General features: G+C 42.8%; 17 protein-coding genes and 2 pseudogenes. 6 read left to right on the plus strand and 13 right to left on the minus strand.

The features are described 5' to 3' along the window. The first annotated feature begins 49 nt into the window (after positions 1 to 49). Together FED51_RS18815 and FED51_RS18820 are read left to right on the plus strand one after the other, a co-directional pair. Positions 50 to 640 (plus strand): gluconokinase, encoded by a 591-nt coding sequence (locus FED51_RS18815; RefSeq protein ID WP_053430212.1) that lies wholly within the window; start codon positions 50 to 52, stop codon positions 638 to 640. Then, entirely contained in the window at positions 615 to 983 is a 369-nt protein-coding gene (locus FED51_RS18820) for a hypothetical protein (protein WP_053430211.1), read from the plus strand. Before FED51_RS18815 ends, FED51_RS18820 begins: the two co-directional genes overlap by 26 nt. Positions 984 to 1,083: 100 nt before the next feature. Here FED51_RS18820 and FED51_RS18825 read toward each other — a convergent pair. From FED51_RS18825 to FED51_RS18840, 4 genes and pseudogenes are all read right to left on the minus strand, one after another. After that, positions 1,084 to 1,347: pseudogene (locus FED51_RS18825) on the minus strand (EamA family transporter); the annotation flags it as partial. Beyond that, a pseudogene (locus FED51_RS18830) lies at positions 1,296 to 2,930 on the minus strand (amylo-alpha-1,6-glucosidase); the annotation flags it as partial. The pseudogenes FED51_RS18830 and FED51_RS18825, both read right to left, overlap by 52 nt. Positions 2,931 to 3,101: 171 nt before the next feature. Continuing rightward, positions 3,102 to 4,115, minus strand: a complete 1,014-nt coding sequence (locus tag FED51_RS18835) for a LacI family DNA-binding transcriptional regulator (RefSeq protein WP_053431912.1) — start codon at positions 4,113 to 4,115, stop codon at positions 3,102 to 3,104. Between the two features lie 506 nt (positions 4,116 to 4,621). Continuing rightward, positions 4,622 to 5,839: a DUF418 domain-containing protein gene (locus tag FED51_RS18840; RefSeq protein WP_053430209.1), complete on the minus strand. Its 1,218-nt coding sequence runs from the start codon at positions 5,837 to 5,839 to the stop codon at positions 4,622 to 4,624. A 244-nt stretch (positions 5,840 to 6,083) separates the two neighbouring features. Between FED51_RS18840 and FED51_RS18845 the strand changes: the two genes are divergently transcribed. Further along, entirely contained in the window at positions 6,084 to 6,263 is a 180-nt protein-coding gene (locus tag FED51_RS18845; RefSeq protein WP_010899820.1) for a hypothetical protein, read from the plus strand. A 494-nt stretch (positions 6,264 to 6,757) separates the two neighbouring features. Here FED51_RS18845 and FED51_RS18850 read toward each other — a convergent pair whose 3' ends face one another. Beyond that, complete coding sequence (locus FED51_RS18850) at positions 6,758 to 7,873, minus strand: response regulator aspartate phosphatase (RefSeq protein ID WP_233443854.1); 1,116 nt, start codon at positions 7,871 to 7,873, stop codon at positions 6,758 to 6,760. Positions 7,874 to 8,497: 624 nt separating this feature from the next. Here FED51_RS18850 and FED51_RS18855 point away from each other — a divergent pair. Next, positions 8,498 to 11,716: a pullulanase gene (locus FED51_RS18855; protein WP_138090951.1), complete on the plus strand. Its 3,219-nt coding sequence runs from the start codon at positions 8,498 to 8,500 to the stop codon at positions 11,714 to 11,716. A 271-nt stretch (positions 11,717 to 11,987) separates the two neighbouring features. Here FED51_RS18855 and FED51_RS18860 read toward each other — a convergent pair. Further along, a protein-coding gene (locus FED51_RS18860) for an IS630 family transposase (RefSeq protein ID WP_138090594.1) occupies positions 11,988 to 13,032 on the minus strand; the annotation gives its coding sequence in 2 pieces (ribosomal slippage) (positions 11,988 to 12,533 and positions 12,535 to 13,032; 1,044 coding nt in all). A 105-nt stretch (positions 13,033 to 13,137) separates the two neighbouring features. On the opposite strand from FED51_RS18860, the gene FED51_RS18865 reads away from it, so the two are divergent. Continuing rightward, positions 13,138 to 14,373, plus strand: a complete 1,236-nt coding sequence (locus FED51_RS18865; protein ID WP_053430206.1) for an IS256 family transposase — start codon at positions 13,138 to 13,140, stop codon at positions 14,371 to 14,373. Here FED51_RS18865 and FED51_RS18870 read toward each other — a convergent pair. The 5 genes from FED51_RS18870 to FED51_RS18890 all read right to left on the minus strand — a co-directional run bounded on the left by FED51_RS18870 (position 14,370) and on the right by FED51_RS18890 (position 18,658). Beyond that, a complete protein-coding gene (locus tag FED51_RS18870) occupies positions 14,370 to 14,588 on the minus strand; it encodes a DUF6366 family protein (RefSeq protein ID WP_053430205.1) in 219 nt (72 codons plus the stop codon). The two genes, FED51_RS18865 and FED51_RS18870, sit on opposite strands and share 4 nt — an antisense overlap. Before the next feature lie 36 nt (positions 14,589 to 14,624). Then, positions 14,625 to 15,065, minus strand: coding sequence for a hypothetical protein (locus FED51_RS18875; protein WP_053430204.1), 441 nt, complete (start codon positions 15,063 to 15,065; stop codon positions 14,625 to 14,627). 94 nt (positions 15,066 to 15,159) lie between these two features. Further along, positions 15,160 to 15,432: a hypothetical protein gene (locus tag FED51_RS18880; protein WP_053430203.1), complete on the minus strand. Its 273-nt coding sequence runs from the start codon at positions 15,430 to 15,432 to the stop codon at positions 15,160 to 15,162. 80 nt (positions 15,433 to 15,512) lie between these two features. Beyond that, positions 15,513 to 16,367 carry a glycerophosphodiester phosphodiesterase gene (locus tag FED51_RS18885; protein ID WP_138090954.1) on the minus strand — a complete coding sequence of 285 codons (855 nt, stop codon included), beginning with the start codon at positions 16,365 to 16,367 and terminating at the stop codon, positions 15,513 to 15,515. Between the two features lie 272 nt (positions 16,368 to 16,639). Next, positions 16,640 to 18,658 (minus strand): beta-galactosidase, encoded by a 2,019-nt coding sequence (locus FED51_RS18890; RefSeq protein WP_053430202.1) that lies wholly within the window; start codon positions 18,656 to 18,658, stop codon positions 16,640 to 16,642. Positions 18,659 to 18,792: 134 nt separating this feature from the next. Here FED51_RS18890 and FED51_RS18895 point away from each other — a divergent pair, with 134 nt between their 5' ends. Continuing rightward, positions 18,793 to 19,632: an AraC family transcriptional regulator gene (locus tag FED51_RS18895; RefSeq protein WP_053430201.1), complete on the plus strand. Its 840-nt coding sequence runs from the start codon at positions 18,793 to 18,795 to the stop codon at positions 19,630 to 19,632. Positions 19,633 to 20,261: 629 nt separating this feature from the next. Here the strand turns inward: FED51_RS18895 and FED51_RS18900 are convergent. Together FED51_RS18900 and FED51_RS18905 are read right to left on the minus strand one after the other, a co-directional pair. Then, on the minus strand, positions 20,262 to 21,479 hold the full coding sequence (locus FED51_RS18900; protein WP_138090957.1) for an ISL3-like element IS651 family transposase: 1,218 nt from the start codon (positions 21,477 to 21,479) through the stop codon (positions 20,262 to 20,264). Between the two features lie 331 nt (positions 21,480 to 21,810). Continuing rightward, positions 21,811 to 22,320, minus strand: a complete 510-nt coding sequence (locus tag FED51_RS18905) for an antitoxin YezG family protein (protein WP_010899829.1) — start codon at positions 22,318 to 22,320, stop codon at positions 21,811 to 21,813. Positions 22,321 to 22,326 lie beyond the last annotated feature (6 nt).

Raw genomic sequence — 22,326 nt, forward strand, 5'->3', positions numbered from 1 at the left:
AGCTCCTCTATATAAGTAGCGATTGAAAACAAAACGGGAGTCGATTGCCATGAAAAAACTCTACATCATCACTGGACCCGCTGGGGTGGGAAAATCAACGACCTGCAAAAGATTAGCGGCCCAGCTAGACAACAGTGCTTACATTGAAGGGGATAACATTAATCATATGGTAGTTGGCGGATACCGTCCGCCATGGGAAAGCGATGAATTGTTAGCCTTAACGTGGAAAAACATCACCGACTTAACCGTTAATTTTCTTCTTGCTCAAAACGATGTCGTCCTTGATTACATCGCGTTTCCTGACGAAGTCGAAGCGCTCGCTCAAACCGTTCAAGCTAAAGTGGATGACGTTGAAATTCGCTATATTATTTTATGGACGAATCGCGAGGAATTATTAAGAAGAGATGCTTTAAGGAAAAAGGACGAACAGATGGGAGAGCGTTGCTTAGAATTGGTAGAAGAATTTGAAAGCAAAGGTATTGACGAGCGTTACTTCTACAACACCTCGCACCTTCAACCAACGAACCTAAACGACATCGTAAAAAATCTAAAAACGAATCCTCGGTTTATCTTTTGTAAACAGGGAAGGGTTCACAAGGAAGGACAGCACTCCCATGGAAAATGTATCAAATGCAAATAAATTGGAATCAATAAATTCTTTACAATCGACAAGCATTAAACTCGAAAATGCCCTGTCCCAGATGACTCAGAAAGGTGCAAATACTACCCTAGTAAAAAAACGACTCAACGCTATTTCTATCGGCTTAGCTATACTAGAAAACGACGTATGGAATCAAAGACCTCATCATTACACCAAGGAAGATTTAGCGGAAGCGCGCCATGTTCTTACTGGCTTATTACCATCCATTGAGAAAAGTTATGCTAATTCAAAGGCAGGTAGTCCTCAAAGAACCCTTTTAGAACGAAGAATAAAAGCATTGGAACTAGCTATTCAAGCGATTGATGATCTTTCTAATACATAACTTTCTAAGCTTTCGTAAAGTGATTTTAAGATCGAGAACACCTTTGTTATTCCCCCCTCCCCTATGGATCAAAGAATATTCATGGCTAAACCGAATATGCTTAGTTCCCAACTACTTTTTTTACATTCCCTTCCCTCAGGTTCTTTTTCTGATGAACATTTCTATTCACTAGATAGATTCCACTTATGATGAACAAGCCGCCCACGACAATTGAAAATGACAACATCTCATCTAAAAGGGCCCAGCCAGATAAGACACCGAAAAAAGGGGCTAAAAACAAAAAGGCACTCGTTTTCCCCGGGTCTCCTTTCTGTAAGAGATAATACCACGAGGCAAATTGAACAATCGATAACCAGAGAACAATTTATTCGATACGAGCTGGTCGCTTACTTGCTTCGCACGCTCTTTTGATAGCATGTTGGAGAACAACAAATGTCCTGGATTGGAGGTTATTGTCCCAACCTGCTTCTTTTCTTGATCGAGTGCAATGGCATAAAACCCTACATCCTCCATCCAAAACGCCTGTTCAAATCGTTCGCTTAATTGCTGAGCTTCTTCTGAAAGCTTGCGAGCAAGGTCTATTCGGTTTAAACCTTCATAAAGTTCAGCTAATCCCGTCTTCGCTTGATACACATAGCCTTGAACCTCCGCTAAGGCAATCGGTGTTTTGGCGTAGTCTCCATTTCGATGAACGATAGAATCCCCTGAATCCTTCCATCCTTGATTGGCAATCCCTTTGGCAGCCTCTTGATAGTATTCAACAAACCCGTCTCCATCTCGATCTCCGAATTCATCAATCCAGCGAAGAGCGGCCTCAATGGATGAGTCTAATTCTTCTAATAGAGCCGTATCTCCTGTCCACTTGACGTACTCCACAATGAGCATTAAATAGAGAGGCGTTGCATCAATCGTTCCATAGTAAGGACTGAATGGAACTTGCTTCGTGTTGGCGAGCTCCCCAGATCGGAGTTCATGCATGATTTTTCCTGGCTCTTCATCTCGCCATGGATCCCTTTTTGTCCCTTGATAGGCAGCCATCGTACGAATCGTTCCTTTTGCAACCTCGGGCTGGAATGGAAGCATTTGAAGGGCTGCGATTAAACTATCTCGTCCAAACGGAACCGCAAACCACGGTAATCCAGCTACTGGGAACGAACCATAACCAAGATCGGTTAACAAGACTCGTAGATCGGTAATCCCTTGATCGAGTAAGCGCTGAAGCCTCGGGTGATCCGTTTTGACTTTCGTCACCCCTTCATTCCAAGCGCGGTACGATTCTTTCACTTGCTCAAGGGCTACGTCAAACGGCAGGATGGTCGGTTCCTCTCCGTTTAGAATCGGTGCAATGGTGAGGACGATTTCCTGCGACTCTTCATGGCCTAATGTGCAAGTAAAGTCTAGATACCCTTCGTCTGAAACAGTTTGCGCCGTTTGGTCCCATGAGATTAAAGTTGTTCGTTGAATCTCATCTGCTCCTTCATAGTGAAAGCGCATTTCGTTATCGGTTACACTCTGACCTGTACGTTTTCCTACATCTCCATGCTGAAAACCACGGACGACAAACATATCTTGAAAATCGCAATCAAAGTGAAGATTGACGGTGAGCGTAACCGGTTTAGGAAAATAGTTTTTTGCTCGAATCTTTTCGTACACCACGTCATTGGCGATAAAACGTTTTCTCTCAAGCTCCACCGATTCTCTCCAAAGAATCAAATCTCCGTCCTTCTCCATATGAGGATTGGTTAACAGGATAGAGGCCATGTAAGCATTTTGGGCTTCTGATGAGAGCAAAATCGGCTCTTTACCGTTAATTCTTAAATCCAACTTGCTTAAAAAGCGCGTGTCTTTTGTGTATAAACCAGCTCCGTATGAGTGATTTTCCGGAATGTTTCCTTTCTCATCTGTTAGCAAAAACACATCGTTTTCTTTAATCACTCGATAATCCATAAAGCAACTTCCTCTCTGTATGTAATATCTGTTTCCATCCGAAACGTTTTGGATCTTTTGTTAAAAGAAACCCATTGGATCGAGTTTTTAGTCAATACGGAACTTAAAAACAATTTCTACGCTTCTCTTCTCGAATCCAAAACGTTTCGGTTTTTCGGTGTAAAGAGAAGTCTATGGCGCCTTCGCCACTGACTCTCTAATGATCAACTCATTGTCTAGCATGTGAAAAGGTGGTACCTCCTTCATCCTTAACCGGTCGATGAGTAGTCCAGCTGCGGCATACCCCATTTGGTATTTGTTTTGTGCAACCGTTGTCAAAGATGGCGATGTATATTGGGCAAGTAAAATATCATCGAATCCGATGACGGATAACTGCTCCGGTAAGCGAAGGTTTAGCTGCTTAGCCGCTTTCATAACCCCTAACGCCATCAAATCACTGGCACAGAAGAAAGCGGTTACGTCTGAATGCTGCTGAATAAATTGATACGCTTCTTTTTCAGCTACTTGTTCTGAAAACTCCCCATTAAGCACCCATTCTTCTTGAAAAGGGATGCCCGCTTCCTGTAACGCTTGCTCATAACCAAGCTTTCGTTTCCCACTCACATAAGCTCGCTCATGGCCATTCATCATCGCAATTTTCCTGTGACCAAAGTTAATGAGGGTCTGAACCGCTTTTTTGGCCCCATCCACATTGTCTGTCGTCACATAAGAGACACTTTCTCCAGTGATCGGAATGTCCACCATAACACATGGGACGTCGCTTTCAATAACTTCCTCCAAATATGGATCTTCTTTCTTAATCCCTTGCAGAATAACACCATCTACACATCGTTCTCGACAAAGCTGTGTGTAGCTTTTAAGCTTTTGTTTCGATGTATTTGTGTTAAACAAAATGATATCATAATCGGATTCGGACGCTCGGTCGTTAATTCCACACAACACTTCAAACGTAAAATTGTCTTTAGCCCCTTCACGACTGATTTCCGAAACGAGCAATCCAATGGTTTTGGAGCGATTCATCACGAGGCTTCGGGCCATAACGTTCGGACTGTACTTTAATTCATTTGCGATGTCTTTAATTTTTTTTCTTGTTTTTTCGTTTACATCACTGTACCCGTTTAATGCACGGGAAACCGTGGTGACAGATACACCAGCTACTTTGGCAATGTCTTTAATCGTCGTCAATGGGAGCCTCCAAAACGTTTCGGATAATGTTATCCATAGATTACATGAAAACGTTTTCGATTTCAAGGATTTTTTTGTCCCCTTTGTAAAGGTACGTTTTGGAAGGAATGAAGCGTACCCTTCCATGACAAGTAAATCGATAAAAAAGTACGATTCGTTTTTAAAAAGAAGTAGAGAAAGCATGATTGAACCGTTTCTCTAAGCTTAGAGTGCCATTAAAATTAAGAGCACTCTTTTTAAGGAATAAGCGTGTCACGGAGAAGACTGGCCAGTTGAGGGAAATCGGTAAATATTCCGTCCATGCCTTGCTGAAAAACGGCTCGCATGGCTTCCATACGAAAGTTTATACTTTCTCTTTTGAAAAAAAGACGCCCATAGCGCCTCTTCTCCCGTTGTGTTAACTTTTAAATTTAACGATAAAGAGCCAAATGCCCTCTGCAAAAAAGCCATGAGGGGCGCACCTAGGGGATGGACCTGCTGTCAGAACCCCTAGGTTATGCCGACAGTTATTTTTTCAACAGCGGCTGCCGCTTTCCATACGTTAGTGAACGCCATAGCCATTCGGCAGGGCCGAAGCGAAAGCGCCTGATCCATATATTGCTAAGGATCACTTGGCTAGTGAATAGGAATAGTGCGATCATGACCCACATAAGAGGCCCCACTTGACCAAAAAGGCCGAACCCATAGCTGTAAAAGATCGTCGTACATACGAGGGATTGCAGCAAATAATTACTTAACGCGAGTCGACCCACAGCCCTGAGCGGTGATAACATTTTTGCCCATACGTTGGATTGACACAGAAGTCCGATCGATGTGATATAAAACAAACAAAGCGCAGGTCCACCAAGCATGACGCCGATCCCATAAGCAAACATAGACAGAAGTAATTCTGACTGCGTACTACTATAAAAGAAAAGAAGATTAAATGGCAGCCCAATCGCAAGGCTTGTGAACCAAACTTTTTTTAGAAACGGCTTTTGCTGTTGAAGGTTGCGATACCGCTCCGTTTTCGCAACATAAACGCCAAGCAAAAACATAAATAAAATCGTTGGGATCATAAAGAGGTATCCTTGAAAAGCAAATGAATAATCGAGCGCGCGCTGCTGAAAGATTTCCAGCACCGTACCTGATCCGTAGACTGCTAGCGATTGCTCCATCATCTCATTGGCGAACTGTACTTCCTCTTGCCCATACATCATGCTCGCTTCATCCCCCAAGAGAAGCGCCATCATCCCTAGGAATAATAAAAAGGTAGGAACGAGTAAAATCGCAAACGCCCAACGAAGAATAGTCTTTCCTTTCCGATTGTAAAAAAGCAACAAAATCGGTGCAAGCAAAGCATAGATCAATAGAATATCCCCATACCAAATACCGAAAGCATGGATGATCCCGAACACAAACAAAAAGAAAATACGCCGAAGATAGAGTGAATACGGTCGATCCGAACGCTGCATAGCTCTCTGGAAAAAGACAACGAACCCAAGCCCAAACAAAAATGAAAACATCGGAAAAAACTTACCGCTAGCAAAGAAGGTGATGAACGAATAGGCTGCTTGATCTAATGCTCCCGCCCAAGACGGCGAACCTGCCATTTGTACATAGATACCTGGAGTTGCGAAGTACATCATATTCGCCAATAAAATCCCTACTAATGCAAACCCTCGTATGATATCAAGTTCGTGCACACGTTCTTTTGTTACCGGTTCAAGCTTGTAAGTATTCAACAACAGCACCTCGTTTTAGAATTTAATACCCAGTCATACACTGCTCTGCGTATGCTTACATCACTCTATGACCAAGCTCCTCTCTTTTACGGCAATTTTCGGTCCCCATGGTGAAAAGTCACTTATCATTGCATTTTTTATTTATGGTCAGCTCACGACCCTCCATTTTATGCTATTCTTTTTATTAGAATTCCTTTTTTAACAATTGGAAGGAAAACTCACACTCGCAAAGGTGGTTTATTGAATGTATTCAGCATTTGCTCTTTTACCTTTATTGCTTTGGTTAGCATTACTAGGATTTGGAATTTATTTCATGATAAATATCCTTCGCTTCATGCGCACGAAAAATGAGCATGATGCCCTCCTTATTCAAAAGGTGGATGAATTGGCAGCAAAGCTCGATCAAATTGAGCGAAAGGACTAACTATTTTCCAGCGATCCTTTAGTGCAAAGGATCGCTTGTTTATTTTTTAGCTCATCTACTTACAAAATCGTAAGGTTGGTTTAAGGTTTTTCGATGGTTCTTACTCTTTAGAAGTGTTGCAATAAAGGAAATGCTGTTAATGGAAAGGTGGAATCGATGTGAAAAAGATCACCGTCGCCCTCATTGCCGTCGGAGCTTTTGTGATTGGAAGCAGTCTGTCTCGCAAACGTCGCCACAGTCAAAGCAAATCATCATAACATAAGCTCGTCCCATCGTGAGACTGCTTTTATTGCACAAACAAAGGATTATCGAACCATGTGAAGAATGGTTTGTCATTCTGTGAAAGAGGGAGAAGGTCGGTAAGGTGCTTGGATGATGGAAGATAGCTACGAGCATGACCATGATTGGTCTCATCTGCTATCGAGCGAAAGGGAATTAAACTGTAAAACAACAAATTACAGGGGCGAGCAACCTCTCCCCCCTGTAAAAGCTTCTTAAGTTGAAGCTGCGTCCTCTTTCCACGCTTTGATTTGATCCTTTGCCACTAAGCCTTCGTCAAAATATTTAGCGGCTAACAAATACTCTTCTTTTTCTTGAAAGTGACGGGCAGCGTTGATCGCTAGCTCAAAAACATCGGACCACAGTTTGCCTTCCTTCAACACGCGTAGTCCATCATCGATTTCTAACTCATCTCGCTCCTTGTAAATCGAATGAATGGTCGAGAGCTTCGCCTGATAGGACGCATCTTTCATTTCATCTGCCAAAGCTTTCGCCTCCTCAAACCAGTGCATCCCTTCTTCGAGAATCCCTTGTTTGAACAAGACACGTGCCAGCATATATTTCGTTCCGACCATCACTCCTTGATACTGACTTTTCGGGAGATCCACGTAGAGAGCCGATTCAAAGCATTCCCGAGCCATATCAAGCTTATCTTGTCGATCATAACAAACACCTAAATTATAGTAGCCCATCCCTTTTACGAAAAAGTCCTGCACGTCAGAAGCAAGGTCGATTGCGTCCTTGTATAACGCTTCAGCCGATGCAAATTGATAGAGATCTAATTGATTGGCAGCGACGATCATTTGCGTGGTGGCAACTCTGTTCTTGTATTGGTCGTGTTGCAAATAAAGTTCTAACGCTTTTTCGGCATGGTCCATCGATACAAAGTGTTGATCGATCTCATAATAAGCGACAGCTAGCTGATAGTTGAACTCGGCTTGCTCAATTTCATCAGGAATGTCCTTTAGCAAACTTTCCGCCAACCGATAAAAATGGATGGCTTCTATGTACTGCTTTGTGTGGAATTCATAAAGACCATTAAAAAAATAATAATAATACCGAAGGAGCTTGTCCGTCTCATTCAATTCGACTTGACCTTTAAGACCTTTTAAGATAGCACCTGCATAGTCCCATTGATTAATTAATAGATGGTATCTTGAATCAATTAAATGGTAATACAGAAACACATTTCGATCTTGATCCATCCCATCGATGGCTTGCATTACTTCGTGTTTCATTGTTGTCGCTTCTGCAAGCTGGAGACGTTTTATCGCCTGATACCAAGCTTCGAGCTGATTGATCACTTCGCTGCTCGCAACATTTCCCACCACCGCACACCAACCTTTCTTGATCGTTAGAAAAGCGCTGGCTAGAAAACGAACGACTGGACCGAAGCAACGGAGATAAAGGAATCACGGTGAGCTTGCGAACCGATGATGACTTATCGTAGGGCGCTCCCTAAGCCGCCTCGTTTTTGGCGCTTTGTGCTAGACATCTCTGGTTATACTTTCTTTACTTATTAGAAAAATTTAGCTTCTCACCAAATGGCGGAAGCGATCGTTTTTTCTTGTACACTTTCTTTTCCAAAGGGCATTTATTAAAGTGGAACAAAAAGATAGAGTATCCTATTTTTATTTTACATGGTAGGAATCTTTATCATCAATCTTCAAAATTAGCTCAAATTGTAAGAATAAGTCGATTAGCTAGAGAAATCGCCCTTTTGCCGTGCCTATTCGCAATCATCGATTAAAATAGTTATATGCCCTATTATCGAAAAAGAGGGCAAAAATACCTATAACCGTCATGACAAATGACATTTGATTAACAAAAGAATTGCATTTACAATAAAATAAAGAAAGCGCTCCCATATCAGAAGCCCCTCACGTCTATGCTCTTTTTTATTTTTGTTTGTGCAAACGATTGCACAAAAATGATTGAAAAAAGGAGGAAGATGAATGCGAAAAAACAAAGCAAGCAAAGTGTCAGTTCTATTTATGATCGTTCTATTGGTCCTTAGTCTGTTTACACCGATCATGCCAATGCATGAGGCGAATGCAGATATCGAAGCGGACACCTTACGCATCCACTACCAGCGCAGCGATCAACAGTTTGAAAACTTAGGCCTATGGCTGTGGGGGGATGTCCGTTATCCGTCGGAAAATTGGCCATCTGGAGGGACCCCTTTCGAGCCAGAGAAGATGACCGATTACGGCGCTTATGTTGACATTGAACTAAAAGAAAACGCAGAAAACATCGGATTTCTTGTCTTAAATACCGCAACAGGGGATAAAGACGGGAACGACAAACACGTCCAGCTCCTCTCGCCCGAAATGAAGGAAATCTGGATAAAAGAAGGCTCCGATGACGTGTTTCTCTATGAGCCAGTCGATCTTCCTGACCATACCGTAAGAATTCATTATGAGCGCTCAGACCAGAGCTATCATCATTGGGGCTTATGGACATGGAAGGACGTAGCATCCCCCTCTGAACATTGGCCGTCTGGGGCAAACCCTTTTTCAGATGAGCAAACGAGTCGGTACGGTGCTTATCTCGATGTCGAATTGGCTGACGATGCGAACGAGATCGGATTTCTCGTGGTCAATCGAGAAAACGGGGATAAAGACGGAGATGATAAAACATTCGCTGATTTAGCCAACCATCCACAATTATTTATTCGCCAAGGGGACGATACAGTATATACGAACCCTTATTATCAAACCATTGAAGGTCTCGTGTCAGGAGAACTGATCTCCCTTACAGAAATGGAATTGCGCTTTACGTCTACCATCTGGCTTTCAGAGGACGATTTAGCCGAGCAGATTCACCTAACGGATACAAACGGGGCCTCTGTCGCTTTTGATCACGTGACGATTCACGACGAAAAAACGGTGATTCTTCATGGATCGTTCGACGCTGAGCTTGCTCCATACCATGTGGCGTTTGCTGACAAAACCGTCGTTGCCCGTGCCGGCTGGAGACTAATCGATGCATTGTACGGGTATGACGGAGAGCTAGGAGCCGTTCTCCACGAAGACGGTTCGAGCACGTTGACATTTTGGTCGCCCCTTGCAGACCATGTATCCGTCGTTTTATACGATAAGGACGATCAGTATCGCATAATCAAGGACGACATTGACATGACGAAGGACGATCAAGGGGTCTGGCAAGTCACCCTTCATTCAGAAAATACGGGGTTGGACAACCTGGCAGGCTACTATTATCACTATAAGATTGAAAGGGATGGAGACACGAAGCTCGGCCTCGATCCGTATGCGAAATCCATGGCCGCATGGAACAATGAAGGCAGTTACTCAATTGGGAAAGCAGCCATTGTTGACCCTTCTTCCATTGGCCCAGAACTAGATTTTGCAGAGATTGAAGGCTTTGAAAAACGAGAAGACGCGATTATTTACGAAGTACATGTGCGCGACTTTACGTCCGATCCGGGAATTGAAGAGGAATTAACCGCCCAGTTCGGGACCTTTGCTTCGTTCGTCGACAAATTGGATTATATTGAAGACCTAGGCGTGACCCACATTCAGCTCCTTCCGGTCATGAGCTACTATTGGGGCGATGAGCTCGCTAACCATGAGAGAGAGCTAGCGTATTCCTCGTCGGGAAACAACTACAACTGGGGGTATGATCCGCATAGTTACTTTTCGCTTTCCGGCATGTACTCTGAGAATCCGGAAGATCCGGAATTAAGGATTAAAGAATTTAAGCACCTCATTGATGAAATTCATCGCCGGGGCATGGGCGTGATTCTAGATGTCGTCTATAACCATACAGCAGCTGTTGAAATTTTTGAGGATCTCATGCCAAACTACTATCACTTCATGGATGCAGATGGCACACCGAGAACAAGCTTTGGTGGCGGAAGACTCGGTACAACCCATAAGATGTCACGGCGAATTCTCGTCGATTCGATCACCTACTGGGTGGAAGAATATAAGGTGGATGGCTTCCGGTTTGACATGATGGGAGATCACGATGCCGAAACGATCCAGATCGCTTACGACCGGGCAAAGGAACTAAATCCGAATATTGTCATGATCGGGGAAGGCTGGCGAACCTACGTCGGGGATGAGCACGGTGGTGACATCATGCCAGCCGACCAAGATTGGATGCAGCATACGGAAAGTGTCGGGGTGTTCTCTGACGAATTTCGCAATGAGTTAAAGTCTGGCTTCGGTAGCGAAGGACAGCCGAGATTCATTACAGGTGGAGCGCGAAATATCGAGCAAATTTTCGATAATCTAACGGCTCAGCCGCATAACTTCACAGCCACGAACCCAGGAGATGTGGTGCCTTATATCGAAGCCCACGACAATCTGACGCTCCATGATGTGATCGCCCAGTCTATCAGAAAAGATCCGGAGTACCATCAAGAAGAAATCCATAAGCGGATCCGGCTTGGAAATACAATGGTGTTAACCGCCCAAGGCACGGCCTTCCTCCATGCAGGCCAAGAGTTTGGTCGGACCAAACAATTTCGAGCCGACACCGGGGGGCAAGCTCCTTACAAGTCAACGTATATGACGGATGAAAACGGGAAGCCATTTGTTTACCCTTATTTTATCCATGATTCCTATGACTCCTCAGATGCGATCAATAAATTCGATTGGGGAAAAGCGACAAACAAGGAGAAATACCCGATTCACCATTTAACAAGGACGTACACCGCCGGCTTAATTGAGCTTCGCCGTTCGACAAATGCCTTCACCCATGGAACATTAGTGGATGTGCAGGCAAATGTCCGCTTGCTCGACATTCCTGAAATCAGTGAAACAGATTTAGTGATTGGCTATCGAGCCACATCCACTGACAACACGGGTACCTACTATGTATTTGTGAACGCAGATACGAAGGAACGCACGCTTTCGTTAACGGATGATCTGACGGAGGGAGTCGTGATTGTGGATAGCGATGAAGCTGGGATTGTAGCAGTATCAGATCCAAGCGGGTTTGATCTGACACCGAACGAGATCACGATCGACCCTTTAACCGCCGTCATCATCCGAGTAGGAGGAGATTTTCAAGAAAACCCTCATGATGGACACCCTGGGAAAGGTGGCGGAAAGGCAAAAGGGCGCCCTGACCACGCAGGACAACCGGGGCCACCGCCACATGCAGGCGAAAAAGGCAAACCTGATCATGCTAGTAAAAAAAAATAAATAGGAGTAGCTGACCGCTGGAGGTTCCGGCGGTTTTTTTGTTTAGTCTAAAATGACGAATCTACCGCCATCCCATAGGATCGTGCAGTCAGTTTGAAACGCGAAATCCTAACTTGCCCCATTAGTTAAAGAAAAAGGAAGCGATGATAACACCGATTACGATCAAAAAGGGGGTGTAATATAAACTGTGTAAGTAAGAGAGCGTACGGCTCTTACTTCGCAGTTTATTTTTTTATTGTTACACTATAACTATATAAGTTGAATTTATCTTTTACAATCGAATGCACAATCGATCAATAACTTTTCTAGGTGAGTCATTTAACTCACGAATAAAAGCTTGCACATTTCTTCGAATCTCTTTAACAGAGGAATAAAAAAGGTTATTAATTACGTCTGATTTGAGCCATTTCCATAACCCTTCAATGAGATTTAACTCAGGGCTGTAAGGTGGTAAAAAAACCAATTCTAAACGATGTTGGTGGTTACGCAAAAAAGGTTCAATCAGCTTCGCATGATGAATACGGGCATTATCTAACACCATGACAATCTTACCGGTCGGATAGTGTTTCAATACCTTTTGAAGAAAACGAAGAAACGCTTCGGCATCGTATCGTTCTTCTTCTACACAAAGCACATCTCCCGTTTCATAATTAAGTGTACCGATGAGTTTGACACCCTGGTGCTTTCCATAAGTCGGAATGATTCGTTGCTTGCCTTTTAAAAACCATGTGTATTGAAGAGCTTGGTAATCCCGAATCATCGACTCATCTTGAAAGAGAAGATGGTCAATCTCCTCATTTAAGAGTTTTTTTATAGGCAGGGAACGTCTCTTCCACAAACTCTTTTTGTTTCAACGGGTCAGCTTTTGCCAGCGTATAAGTCGGTTTGGTATAACTAAGGCCTAAATCGTGTAAAAGTCGAGAGACACCACGAAGAGTATACGGTTGGTTCCATTTTTTCTCGATAAATGAAGCAATGATCTTTAACGTCCAATTATACTTAGCTGGGAAGCCAACATCTACGGGAAGTTTGGTCGCAATCACTTGAGCCAATTCCTGTTCTTGTTCGGGTGTTAATTTGCGTGGCGCTCCAGGTGATTGTCCCATGGTTAAGCCATCTAGTCCCTTTTCTTTGTAGGCATTCACATAGTTATAGATAGTTTTTTCGGAACGCCCAATCATGGTTGTGATTTCTTTTTTAGAATAGCCTTGTAAATAAAAGTAAATCGCTTGATAACGTTCATACATTCGTTTATCTTTGGTCGTTTTCATCGCTGTAAGCAAGGTTTCGATTTCATGTTGACGTGAATGGGTCATCTCGTTCCTCTCCGTTCATTGGTAAGTGTTACCCTTATATTTCAACAGAGAGTAATTGTAATCCTTTAATTCAACTTATATATATAAATTGGGGAGTTGTTTATAATGGCGAAATCTAAGCGTGATCCAAAAGCAGTAGAGTTAGCTAATAGAATTATAGAACAATATCAACCAGAATCCGTACAAGACATGCAGAATGCACTAAAAGATATATTTGGTCCTATGTTTGAAACGATGTTAAAAGGAGAAATGAATCATCATTTGGGCTACAACTCCAATGATAAAGGGGAAAAGAACACAAATAATAGAAGAAATGGATATGGAAAGAAAACGCTAAATACTAGTGCTGGAGAAGTAGATATTGAGGTGCCAAGAGATCGTGATGGCTCTTTTGAACCGAAAATCATTCCTAAACGTAAAAAGGATGTTTCTGAAATAGAGGATAAGGTAATTGCCATGTATGCACGTGGTATGTCTCAACGAGACATTTCTTCTACAATTGAGGACATTTATGGCTTTTCTGTATCTCATGAAATGGTTTCTGATATCACAGATACTGTGCTGCCCGACTTAGAAGAATGGCAATCTCGTCCGTTAAATGACTGTTATCCGTTTGTTTTTGTGGACTGCATGTACACAACCATTCGCAATCAATATGAGACAAAGAAGTATGCAGTGTATACCATTTTGGGTTATACCATGGAAGGCAAAAAAGACATCCTAGGTCTGTGGCTAAATGAAACAGAAAGTAAGCATAAATGGATGCAAATCTTTGATGAAATAAAGGCTAGAGGAGTAGAAGACATCTTCTTTATTTCCATGGATGGCGTATCGGGTTTGGCGGAAGGTGCTCGCTCCATATTTCCTGACGTCATCGTTCAACGATGCATTGTACACTTAATTCGCAACTCCATTAAATACGTACCAAGCAAGGACTATAAGGCATTTACAGCCTCTTTAAGAAAGGTTTACGGAGCTCAAAGCCTTAAGGCTTGTCAAAGTACATTTGAATCCTTCAAACAACAATGGTCTGCCTACCCAGGAGCTATTGATGTTTGGGAACGCAATTTTGACCACGTGGAACAATTATATGACTTTGGTAGTGCAGTTCGCAGAATTATGTACACGACAAACGCAGTGGAAAGCATCCACTCTAGCTTTAGAAAAGTAACGAAAAAAGGAGCATTCCCCAACGAGAATGCCCTACTTAAAGTTCTTTATTTACGAGTTAAAGAATTAGAAACCAAATGGGAAGGTGGTCATGTCCGTAACTGGTCACTAGCCATGAACCAGCTATTAATGGATGACCGATTAAAGGATAGAGTTCTCAAATATATCTAAGTGTGTGATCCCAACTTACACACTTTATTTGACAAACCCATCAAAAAAATAAGAATCCCTGTTCCTTTCCATCCTAAACTCCCTACTAAATCCGTAAGACCCCCACTGCTGGCTCGATTAAAAGCATCATTCATACCGCCAGTTGGATTTCTTCTTAATTCCTCTTGTTTTAATCTTTCTCTTCGTCGCTCTGGAGTTTCTTTTTCTTCCCTCACTAGAACACCTTCTCTTCTCTTATACTCTTCTGCTTGCTATTTCTTTTCATTCGTTAGTTCAAATGACTCCTCAAAATCGTCCCATGTTACAACGACTTGTATGATCTCGTCTTCTTTTACTTTTGCACCTGTGCTACCACCACTCAACGTAAATGTAAGATCATTCGGCGGGGCATCGAATTCCCTAACACCACCACCGCTTCCAACACTAGTAACGTACGAAAATTCAAGCTTTTTTATTGACTCAATCTCGTCCAAGGACCCTTTGTACGTTAGTCTCATTTCATCGCTGTCTTCATTCGAATAAGTAGTCCGTCCGTCTTCTTTCTCCCTTGTTTCAGTCCCCTCATAGACGTATTCAGCTTGCCAATACGTCCCTTCTCCTGTAAACGTGTATTGATAGTTCATCACTTCTTCGTTGGAACACCCAATCAGGAGCACCATCATCACTACCATTAATGCCACCATTTTTTTCATGTTATCCCTCCCATAGCCATTGAATCGTTTTCTTATTACTTTAACACGTAATAACCATTTTTTGTATCCGTTCTGATTCTTTAAGGACATTCCCTCACCATTTTTTATAAATCCCATCTTCCCCATATGTATAGAGAAATGTCCCTCGCATAAACACAGGGCCTATAATGCGTTTGCCGTTTTCCATAACGAATTGTATTTCTTCCTTTCGTGAAATGGCCCTATTTTTTATTCGAAACCGGATGAATTTATTCCAACCTACTTGACCAATTAAACCGGTCTCATCAGACAGGAATTGTTGTAGTATGTCGTTACCTTCTATGCGATAGCGAATAGCCTCTTTCATCTCAGCATTCATGAATGACATGAAAAACCCCCTTTAGAGATAGTATCCAAAGGGGAACGGGAGTTCATTATTCACGCGGCCAACTTTTACTTTTTTAACTCCTATTGATTTTTCACAGGGTGAAAGTACACATGCTCTGGAAAATCCGTAATTATGCCATCGACTTTTAGTTCAAACAACCGGTTCGCTTGCTCTTGCGTTCTGGATGTGTAAGGGAAGATCTTCATGCCGACTGCGTGAATACGACTCACTAGCTCAGGTGTTACGATCGTCATGTTCGGATTAAAATAATCGGCATAGGTCGAAAATTCCTCCAGCTGTTCATCGGTCACATTCGCCCAGCTAGGTCCTGCTAACACTCCATGAGGAATGTGCGGCAAAAGCTCCTTCGATTTTTTCATCGATTCATGGTTGAAGGATTGAATAATCACTTTATGGTTACTACTCCGATCCATCTTGCGCTCCTTTAAGGCTTCCGCTACCTTCTCCTCCATACCCGGATACCGCTCAGGCGATTTTAACTCGATTAAAAGCCCCACCTTCCCGCGAAAAGCATCTAACGTTTCTTCAAATGAAGGCACCTTCTCCCCTGCAAAATCTTCATGAAACCAGCTTCCCGCATCAAGTTGGTTAATCTCGTCCAACGTCAGGTCACTTACATAGCCATGACCATTTGTCGTGCGATCAACCGTCAAGTCATGCATGAGAACAAGCTCGCCATCCTTTGTCATATGGACGTCAAATTCAATGTAGTCTGCCTTCATGTCAAACCCTTTTTGAAAGGCAGCCATGGTGTTCTCCGGGGCATGTCCGGAAGCTCCACGATGAGCAATGTTGATCATTTTTTGTTGATCTCCTTTAGAGTTGGGGTTCGTCTGGGCTGAGACTGTAGGGACAGTGAACATAGTGATGACCATTACTACGGCGACAAAAAAGGAAAGGGTTCGCTTCATCATAAAAGATCACTCCTTATCGTTTGTTCCTTTAGCGTACAGAACAGATATAAAGGTGATATTAAAGGAAGTTTAAAAACATCTAAAAAACCAATATTTCCACATTACATTGTAGAGGTCCCTTTTCATAAGGTGGGATAACACGTAGAAAAAAACACCGTCTTTTTGAAAGAGCTGCTTTCTTTGCATGATAAATAGAGAAGTTCAATGAAATAGAAATAGGGCCGTATGTCCAACATACGACCCCCGCTTTCTACATTAGGTTTTCGATTTGGCTACCGTTTTACGATCATGACTCCATAAGCCTCCAATGAGGTAGCCCCTGTTAATTCCTTCCCTGTTAACAGGTCAGTTCCTTCGCCTATTTCCAATTCTACTGTAGATGCATTGTGGTTCATGATAAAAAAGTAAGAAGCGCCGTCCTTTCGTCTCTCCGTCACTTCCACGCCTTTTGGAACATTCAATAATGGAGCGATTTCCTTTTCGGCACAAACCGTCTTCATGAAATCCGTTAAAAAGGCTTGATCAGGGCATGTTCCTACGTAATACGCTTTTCCTTTTCCATAAGCATGACGCGTAATGACGGGTGTACCTGCATAAAAATCAGAGCCATATTCAGCCAGCACGTCTGCACCCTCTGAATGAATAATATCAAATAACAACCGGCACTCATAGGTACCTGTTAGCCTACCGGTATCGTTTGTTATCACAATCTGATTTTTTACTTCAGGTGGCAGAGCATCGATTTCCTCTACCCATATTCCAAGGAGATCTCTTAGTTCGCCTGGATAACCGCCAAGAGTGACAAGATCATGCTCATTCACGATTCCACTAAAGAACGTTGTCACAAACGTTCCCCCATTTTGAACAAACTCTTTTACACGATCGGCATACCCTGATTTCACCATATACAATACAGGAGCAATGACAATTTCATACTTGCTTAAATCCTCATCGACTCCAATCATGTCGACCGGGATATTTTCATCAAATAAGGCGGCGTAATAGTTGTGAACTTCTTTTACATAATCCAATGCCTTGGATGGGCCGCTTGATAGCTCCGTCGCCCAGCGGTTTTCCCAGTCAAACACGATCGCCACCTTCGCTTGCACACGTGCATCGAGCAATGCATCGGAAAGGTTGCCCAACTCCTTGCCAAGTGCAGCTGTCTCTCGGAATACCCTTGTATTCTCATGACCCACATGCTCGATGACGGCTCCATGGTATTTTTCACAAGCTCCAACCGATCGCCTCAATTGAAAAAACATCACTGTATCTGCCCCACGGGCCACCGCTTGATAGCTCCATAAGCGCATCACACCCGGGCGTTTCAACGAATTATAAGGCTGCCAATTTTGCTGGCTTGGCGTCTGCTCCATCAGCATAAATGGCTGTCCGCTTTTTAAGCCTCTCATAAGATCGTGAGCCATCGCCGTAAAGCTTACAGGCGTATCATACGCAGGGTAGTTGTCCCATGACACGACATCCATTTCCTTACCCCATTTAAAATAATCCAGCTCTTTATACGTACCCATTAGATTTGTTGTTACTGGAAGGTTAGGCGTATGTTTTTTCAACGCGTCCCTCTCAAGTTTAAAGCACTCTAGTAAGCTATCGGACTGAAAAATGCGATAATCTAAAGAGATGCCTTGGAAATTCGTAGAATCGCCCTCCCATTCTTCACTTAACGCATTCGGAGGGACAATTTCATCCCAATCATAAAACGTATGCCCCCAAAAGCGAGTGTTCCATGCTTTATTGACATTTTGTAAAGTCCCGTACTTTTGCTGGAGCCATTTTCGAAAGCTGGCAGCACAGTTGTCACAATAACAATAGCCACCATATTCATTGGACACATGCCAAATTAATACGCCAGGATGATCCTTATATCTTTCACCTAATCGATCGGCCATCCGTTCTGCATACTTTCGATACGTTGGGCTGTTCGGGCAAGAATTGTGCCTGCCGCCAAATGCACGTTTTCTCCCTTGATAATCAACCCTTAGGACGTCTGGATACTTTTTTGCCATCCACGCAGGATGTGCCGCTGTACTCGTGGCCAAACAAGTATAAATTCCGTTTTCATACAACCGATCAATTTGCTCATCCAGCCAAGTAAAATCATAGGTTTCTTCATCAGGCTGATTTAACGCCCATGAAAAAACATTTAATGTGGCCACATCAATTCCTGCTAGTTTAAACATACGGATATCTTCGTCCCAGACCTCTTTCTCCCACTGCTCCGGATTATAATCTCCACCATACCAAATTTTTGGTAGCTTTTCGTTGATCATATCCTATCACCTTTTCCTTTGTATCATAATAATTACATTGTATGCGATTACAAAGCGGGATTATATATAATATAATAGAAAGAGATATAAAAATAAGGAACTCTTTATTGATTGCTTGGAGGGAAGGGGTCTCAATGAAAAAACACGTTCTCATCCCATTAAATGAAAATAAACTACCCCTTTTCGCTGAAACGATTGGGTTTAATCCTGTACAAGAATATGTCACACGGCCAAACGGCTACCCTTATTACCATTGGATTCAAACGGTGAGCGGACAAGGCTCCCTCACGTTTCAAAATAGACAGATCAACCTGACGACGAATAACGGTGTCCTCCTCCTGCCACATATCCCCCACTCGTATCAAAACGCGCAAAGTGATTCCACTCCATGGCAAACACTGTATGTAACCTTTAGCGGGACGATGGTGAAAGAGGTGTTGATTACACTGGAGCTGTATCAATCTGCTTTTTTTCACTGGGATCAAGAAGCACCGATACCCACATTCCTTGCGAAAGTATTGAAGCAAAGCGACGAAACAAGAGACAGCTTTAGCATCAGTGCCTCTTCTGCGGTCTATGAATTCCTTCTGCTTTTAAAAAAGTATGGAAAAACGAATAATAGCAACGCAAAAGAGACGAATCACTTAGTGCGGTTATATTCACTGATTGATTGGATGAAGACTCAACTTTCCAACCCAGATGTAGGCCTTGATGAAATGGCACGCTTTATTAATACGTCCAAACGCCATTTGAATTCGCTGTTTCAAAAGAACTTCCACTTGACGCCCTATGCCTATTTTGTTAATTTGCGAATCCAACAATCAAAAAAGCTCTTATTAGAAGACAACTGTGCCACCATCGGTGAGATTGCCAAGCAAGTGGGGTTTCGCTCGACAAGCCACTTTGTCGCCACTTTCAGGAAGATGGTCGGCATCCCTCCGGAAAAATACCGTCAGCTCAATGGAGGGGTTTGACTTTTGCAGCAAAGGAAAGGCCGATGGACCAACGCTTGAAGAGGGAGCTCAAAAAAGAAACGGCGAATCCCATCGTGCGGACTCGCCATCTAATTTACATGTACTTATCGAAGCCTATACGAGTTTTCAGCCGTATAGTATTTCCAATCCCAGAATATGTTCCCCTGTGCGAGAATGATAAGCTCTAACTTTTATCAAAAGAGGAGACATGAAGATGAAAAAAGAAAGTAAGTTTTTTAAAATTTACTGCTTGCAATGAAAGCGCAAACCCAGAAAGCATAATTAGGAATGCAAATTTACAAGAAGAAGGGCCTGGGGGAATTGATGCAGAGATAATACCTTTTGATTTAAACGATGCTCTTGAAGATGCAGATTTAATTGCTGAAGTTACTATTTTAGAAAAAAGTTGAAGAGGTTAAAATTGAGCCAGTACCATACACTGTTTTCAGAGCAGAAGTAACAGAGGCGTATATGACAGAAACGAATTCAAAAGAGATCACAATAAAACAACAAGGTGATAGCGAATGGATCTTTAACGACACAAAATTATTTGAAGTTGGGGAAACGTATTTTTTATTTCTAAAGGTTCTTAGTCAAATGTTGGGGTGGCATAGGAGGGCGAGCCCCTCTTATCCTACCCCGAATGTTTGATGTTTGAATGGATGATGCAAGAGAATACGGTTTCGCAAGCGATCATAACGCCGAAAACCAAAGGCATTTCTCTTAATCACCTTCGTTTGATTATTCAGTCCTTCAATAAAACCATTGTTTAAGCCAAACGCGAGGCTATTCAAGATCTCGGTCTGCCAGTTCTTCAGCGTCTGAATGGCTCGGTGGAACTCCTTTAACGGGCTCGCCTCCACTCTTCGGTAAAAGGCGTAGAGCCCTTGTTTCACCTCGCTCATTCGTCCTTCCCTTCCTTGCATCTTCGCTTCTTGATACCACTGACGAAAATGTTCTTTTAGCTCATACGCTTCCCTTAAATCAGGGGATAGCTCTAAGTACCGCTCCACCTTCTTCTTTTGCTTATCATCCAGTCCTTCTCTCTCTTTCTGAAACAGATGTTTGATCCGTTTACATCGTTTTCGATGATACGGATGGAACGCTTTTTGCACTCGGCGGCGAACCCCTTCCAGAGCCCAGTAGATGTAACGACAGAAATGGAACGGATCCCCAATGATGAGCGGGTGGCCTAAGGCCTTTTGAACAGCCGACTTGAAGGTATAACTGAGATCCATCACGACTGTTTTCACATGATGACCCTTCTCTTGAAGATATCGTTTAAGCGTATCGGCTTTACGATCCGGTAAGATATCCAACGGCTTCCGTGTATCTGCATCCGCAATGATCACTTGATATTTCCCCGCATTCGTATCCCCTTTGTAATCATCAATCGCAATCCGAGGAGGAAGGTGATCCACCTTCTTCACGAGGGGGGCCGCCAATTGATCAAACCGGCGCATGGCAGTTGTCACGGACGTTTGGAATTGATTCGCTGTGTCCGTAAAGTTCTTCCCTTGAATGAGCCGTAAGCGAAACGCTTGATTCCATTCCACTGTCTGACGCTGATATCGCTCTACAAAACAGGCTTTCTCCGCAAACCGCTTCCCGCATCTGCACGCGTACCGGCGCTTTCGATAGAATAGATACACCCACCGTTCAAAGAGCTTGAGATGTTGAACTTTTTGGATGCGGTAATCATGGATTCTCTCGGTTCTCTCCCCGCAGGATGGGCAACGATGAGGCGTTCGCGGCATTTCTACATGGAGCGCGATAAAGCCCTCTCGTTCCTCCATCTTTGTGACCTTCACACCTTTTAATCCGGGCAAATCCATGGTAAAATTCATCGTACACGCAGCTCCTATCCTTTCTTTGTTTCTCGACAATTCAAGGATAATGGATAAAGGAGCCTGCGTGCATTTTTTTTGCCCTCTTTTGTGCAAAAACCCCAACATTTATTGTAGAGCCTTTCTAAAAGAAACATCTCAGAGTAAAGCTGCTTATTGGATAATTGGAGAGGATACTGGTACTTTATATAAAACGCCTACCTCACATAAAAGAGACAGGCGTTTTTGTAAATACATAGGCTACTCTATAGCCTCGTTATTATAAAAGCCTTGCATAGGCTGACTTAAAATCAATGGAACCTCGTAAATAAATCAAGCAAAAGAACCTTCTTTATTCTTCCTTCAGAGGCTCTAGAAACGGATAGCGTTTGCCTTGTGCTTTTTCTTCGAGATATTCGTTAAGTGTCTCTTTATAAAAGGAGTCTTCAGGTATAGTTCCAAAGTGTTCATACTGCCAAGCAAGACGTGTAAGAAACGTATCAAAAGGATTTTTATCGTAATAGAAATCAATGTTGAACTTTCCACTTGCATAAAACGTCATTTGAAAACTCATCCATGGCTCTCCAAATGCTTCTGCGTAGTCTTTCCTAAAATCACTAATACAAAAGGAAAGTTCATTGTACTTTTCCATAAATTCGTCTTGCGGAACTTTAATAACATCCCGAATATCTATATCTTTTGTCCATTCGTCGCTAGATGCTGATAAATAGTGGAAAAAGAAGATTTTCCATCCGTCATGATCCTCTTGAGCATAAAACCTGACTTCAGCCCATTCTTCTGGAATCATATCAATAATTAATTGAGCTATTTCCTGGTAGTAAGATTCTATTTGTTTCTCCATATAAAT

It is taken from the genome of Halalkalibacterium halodurans, assembly GCF_005671335.1.
Taxonomy (GTDB): Bacteria; Bacillota; Bacilli; order Bacillales; family Bacillaceae_D; genus Halalkalibacterium; species Halalkalibacterium halodurans.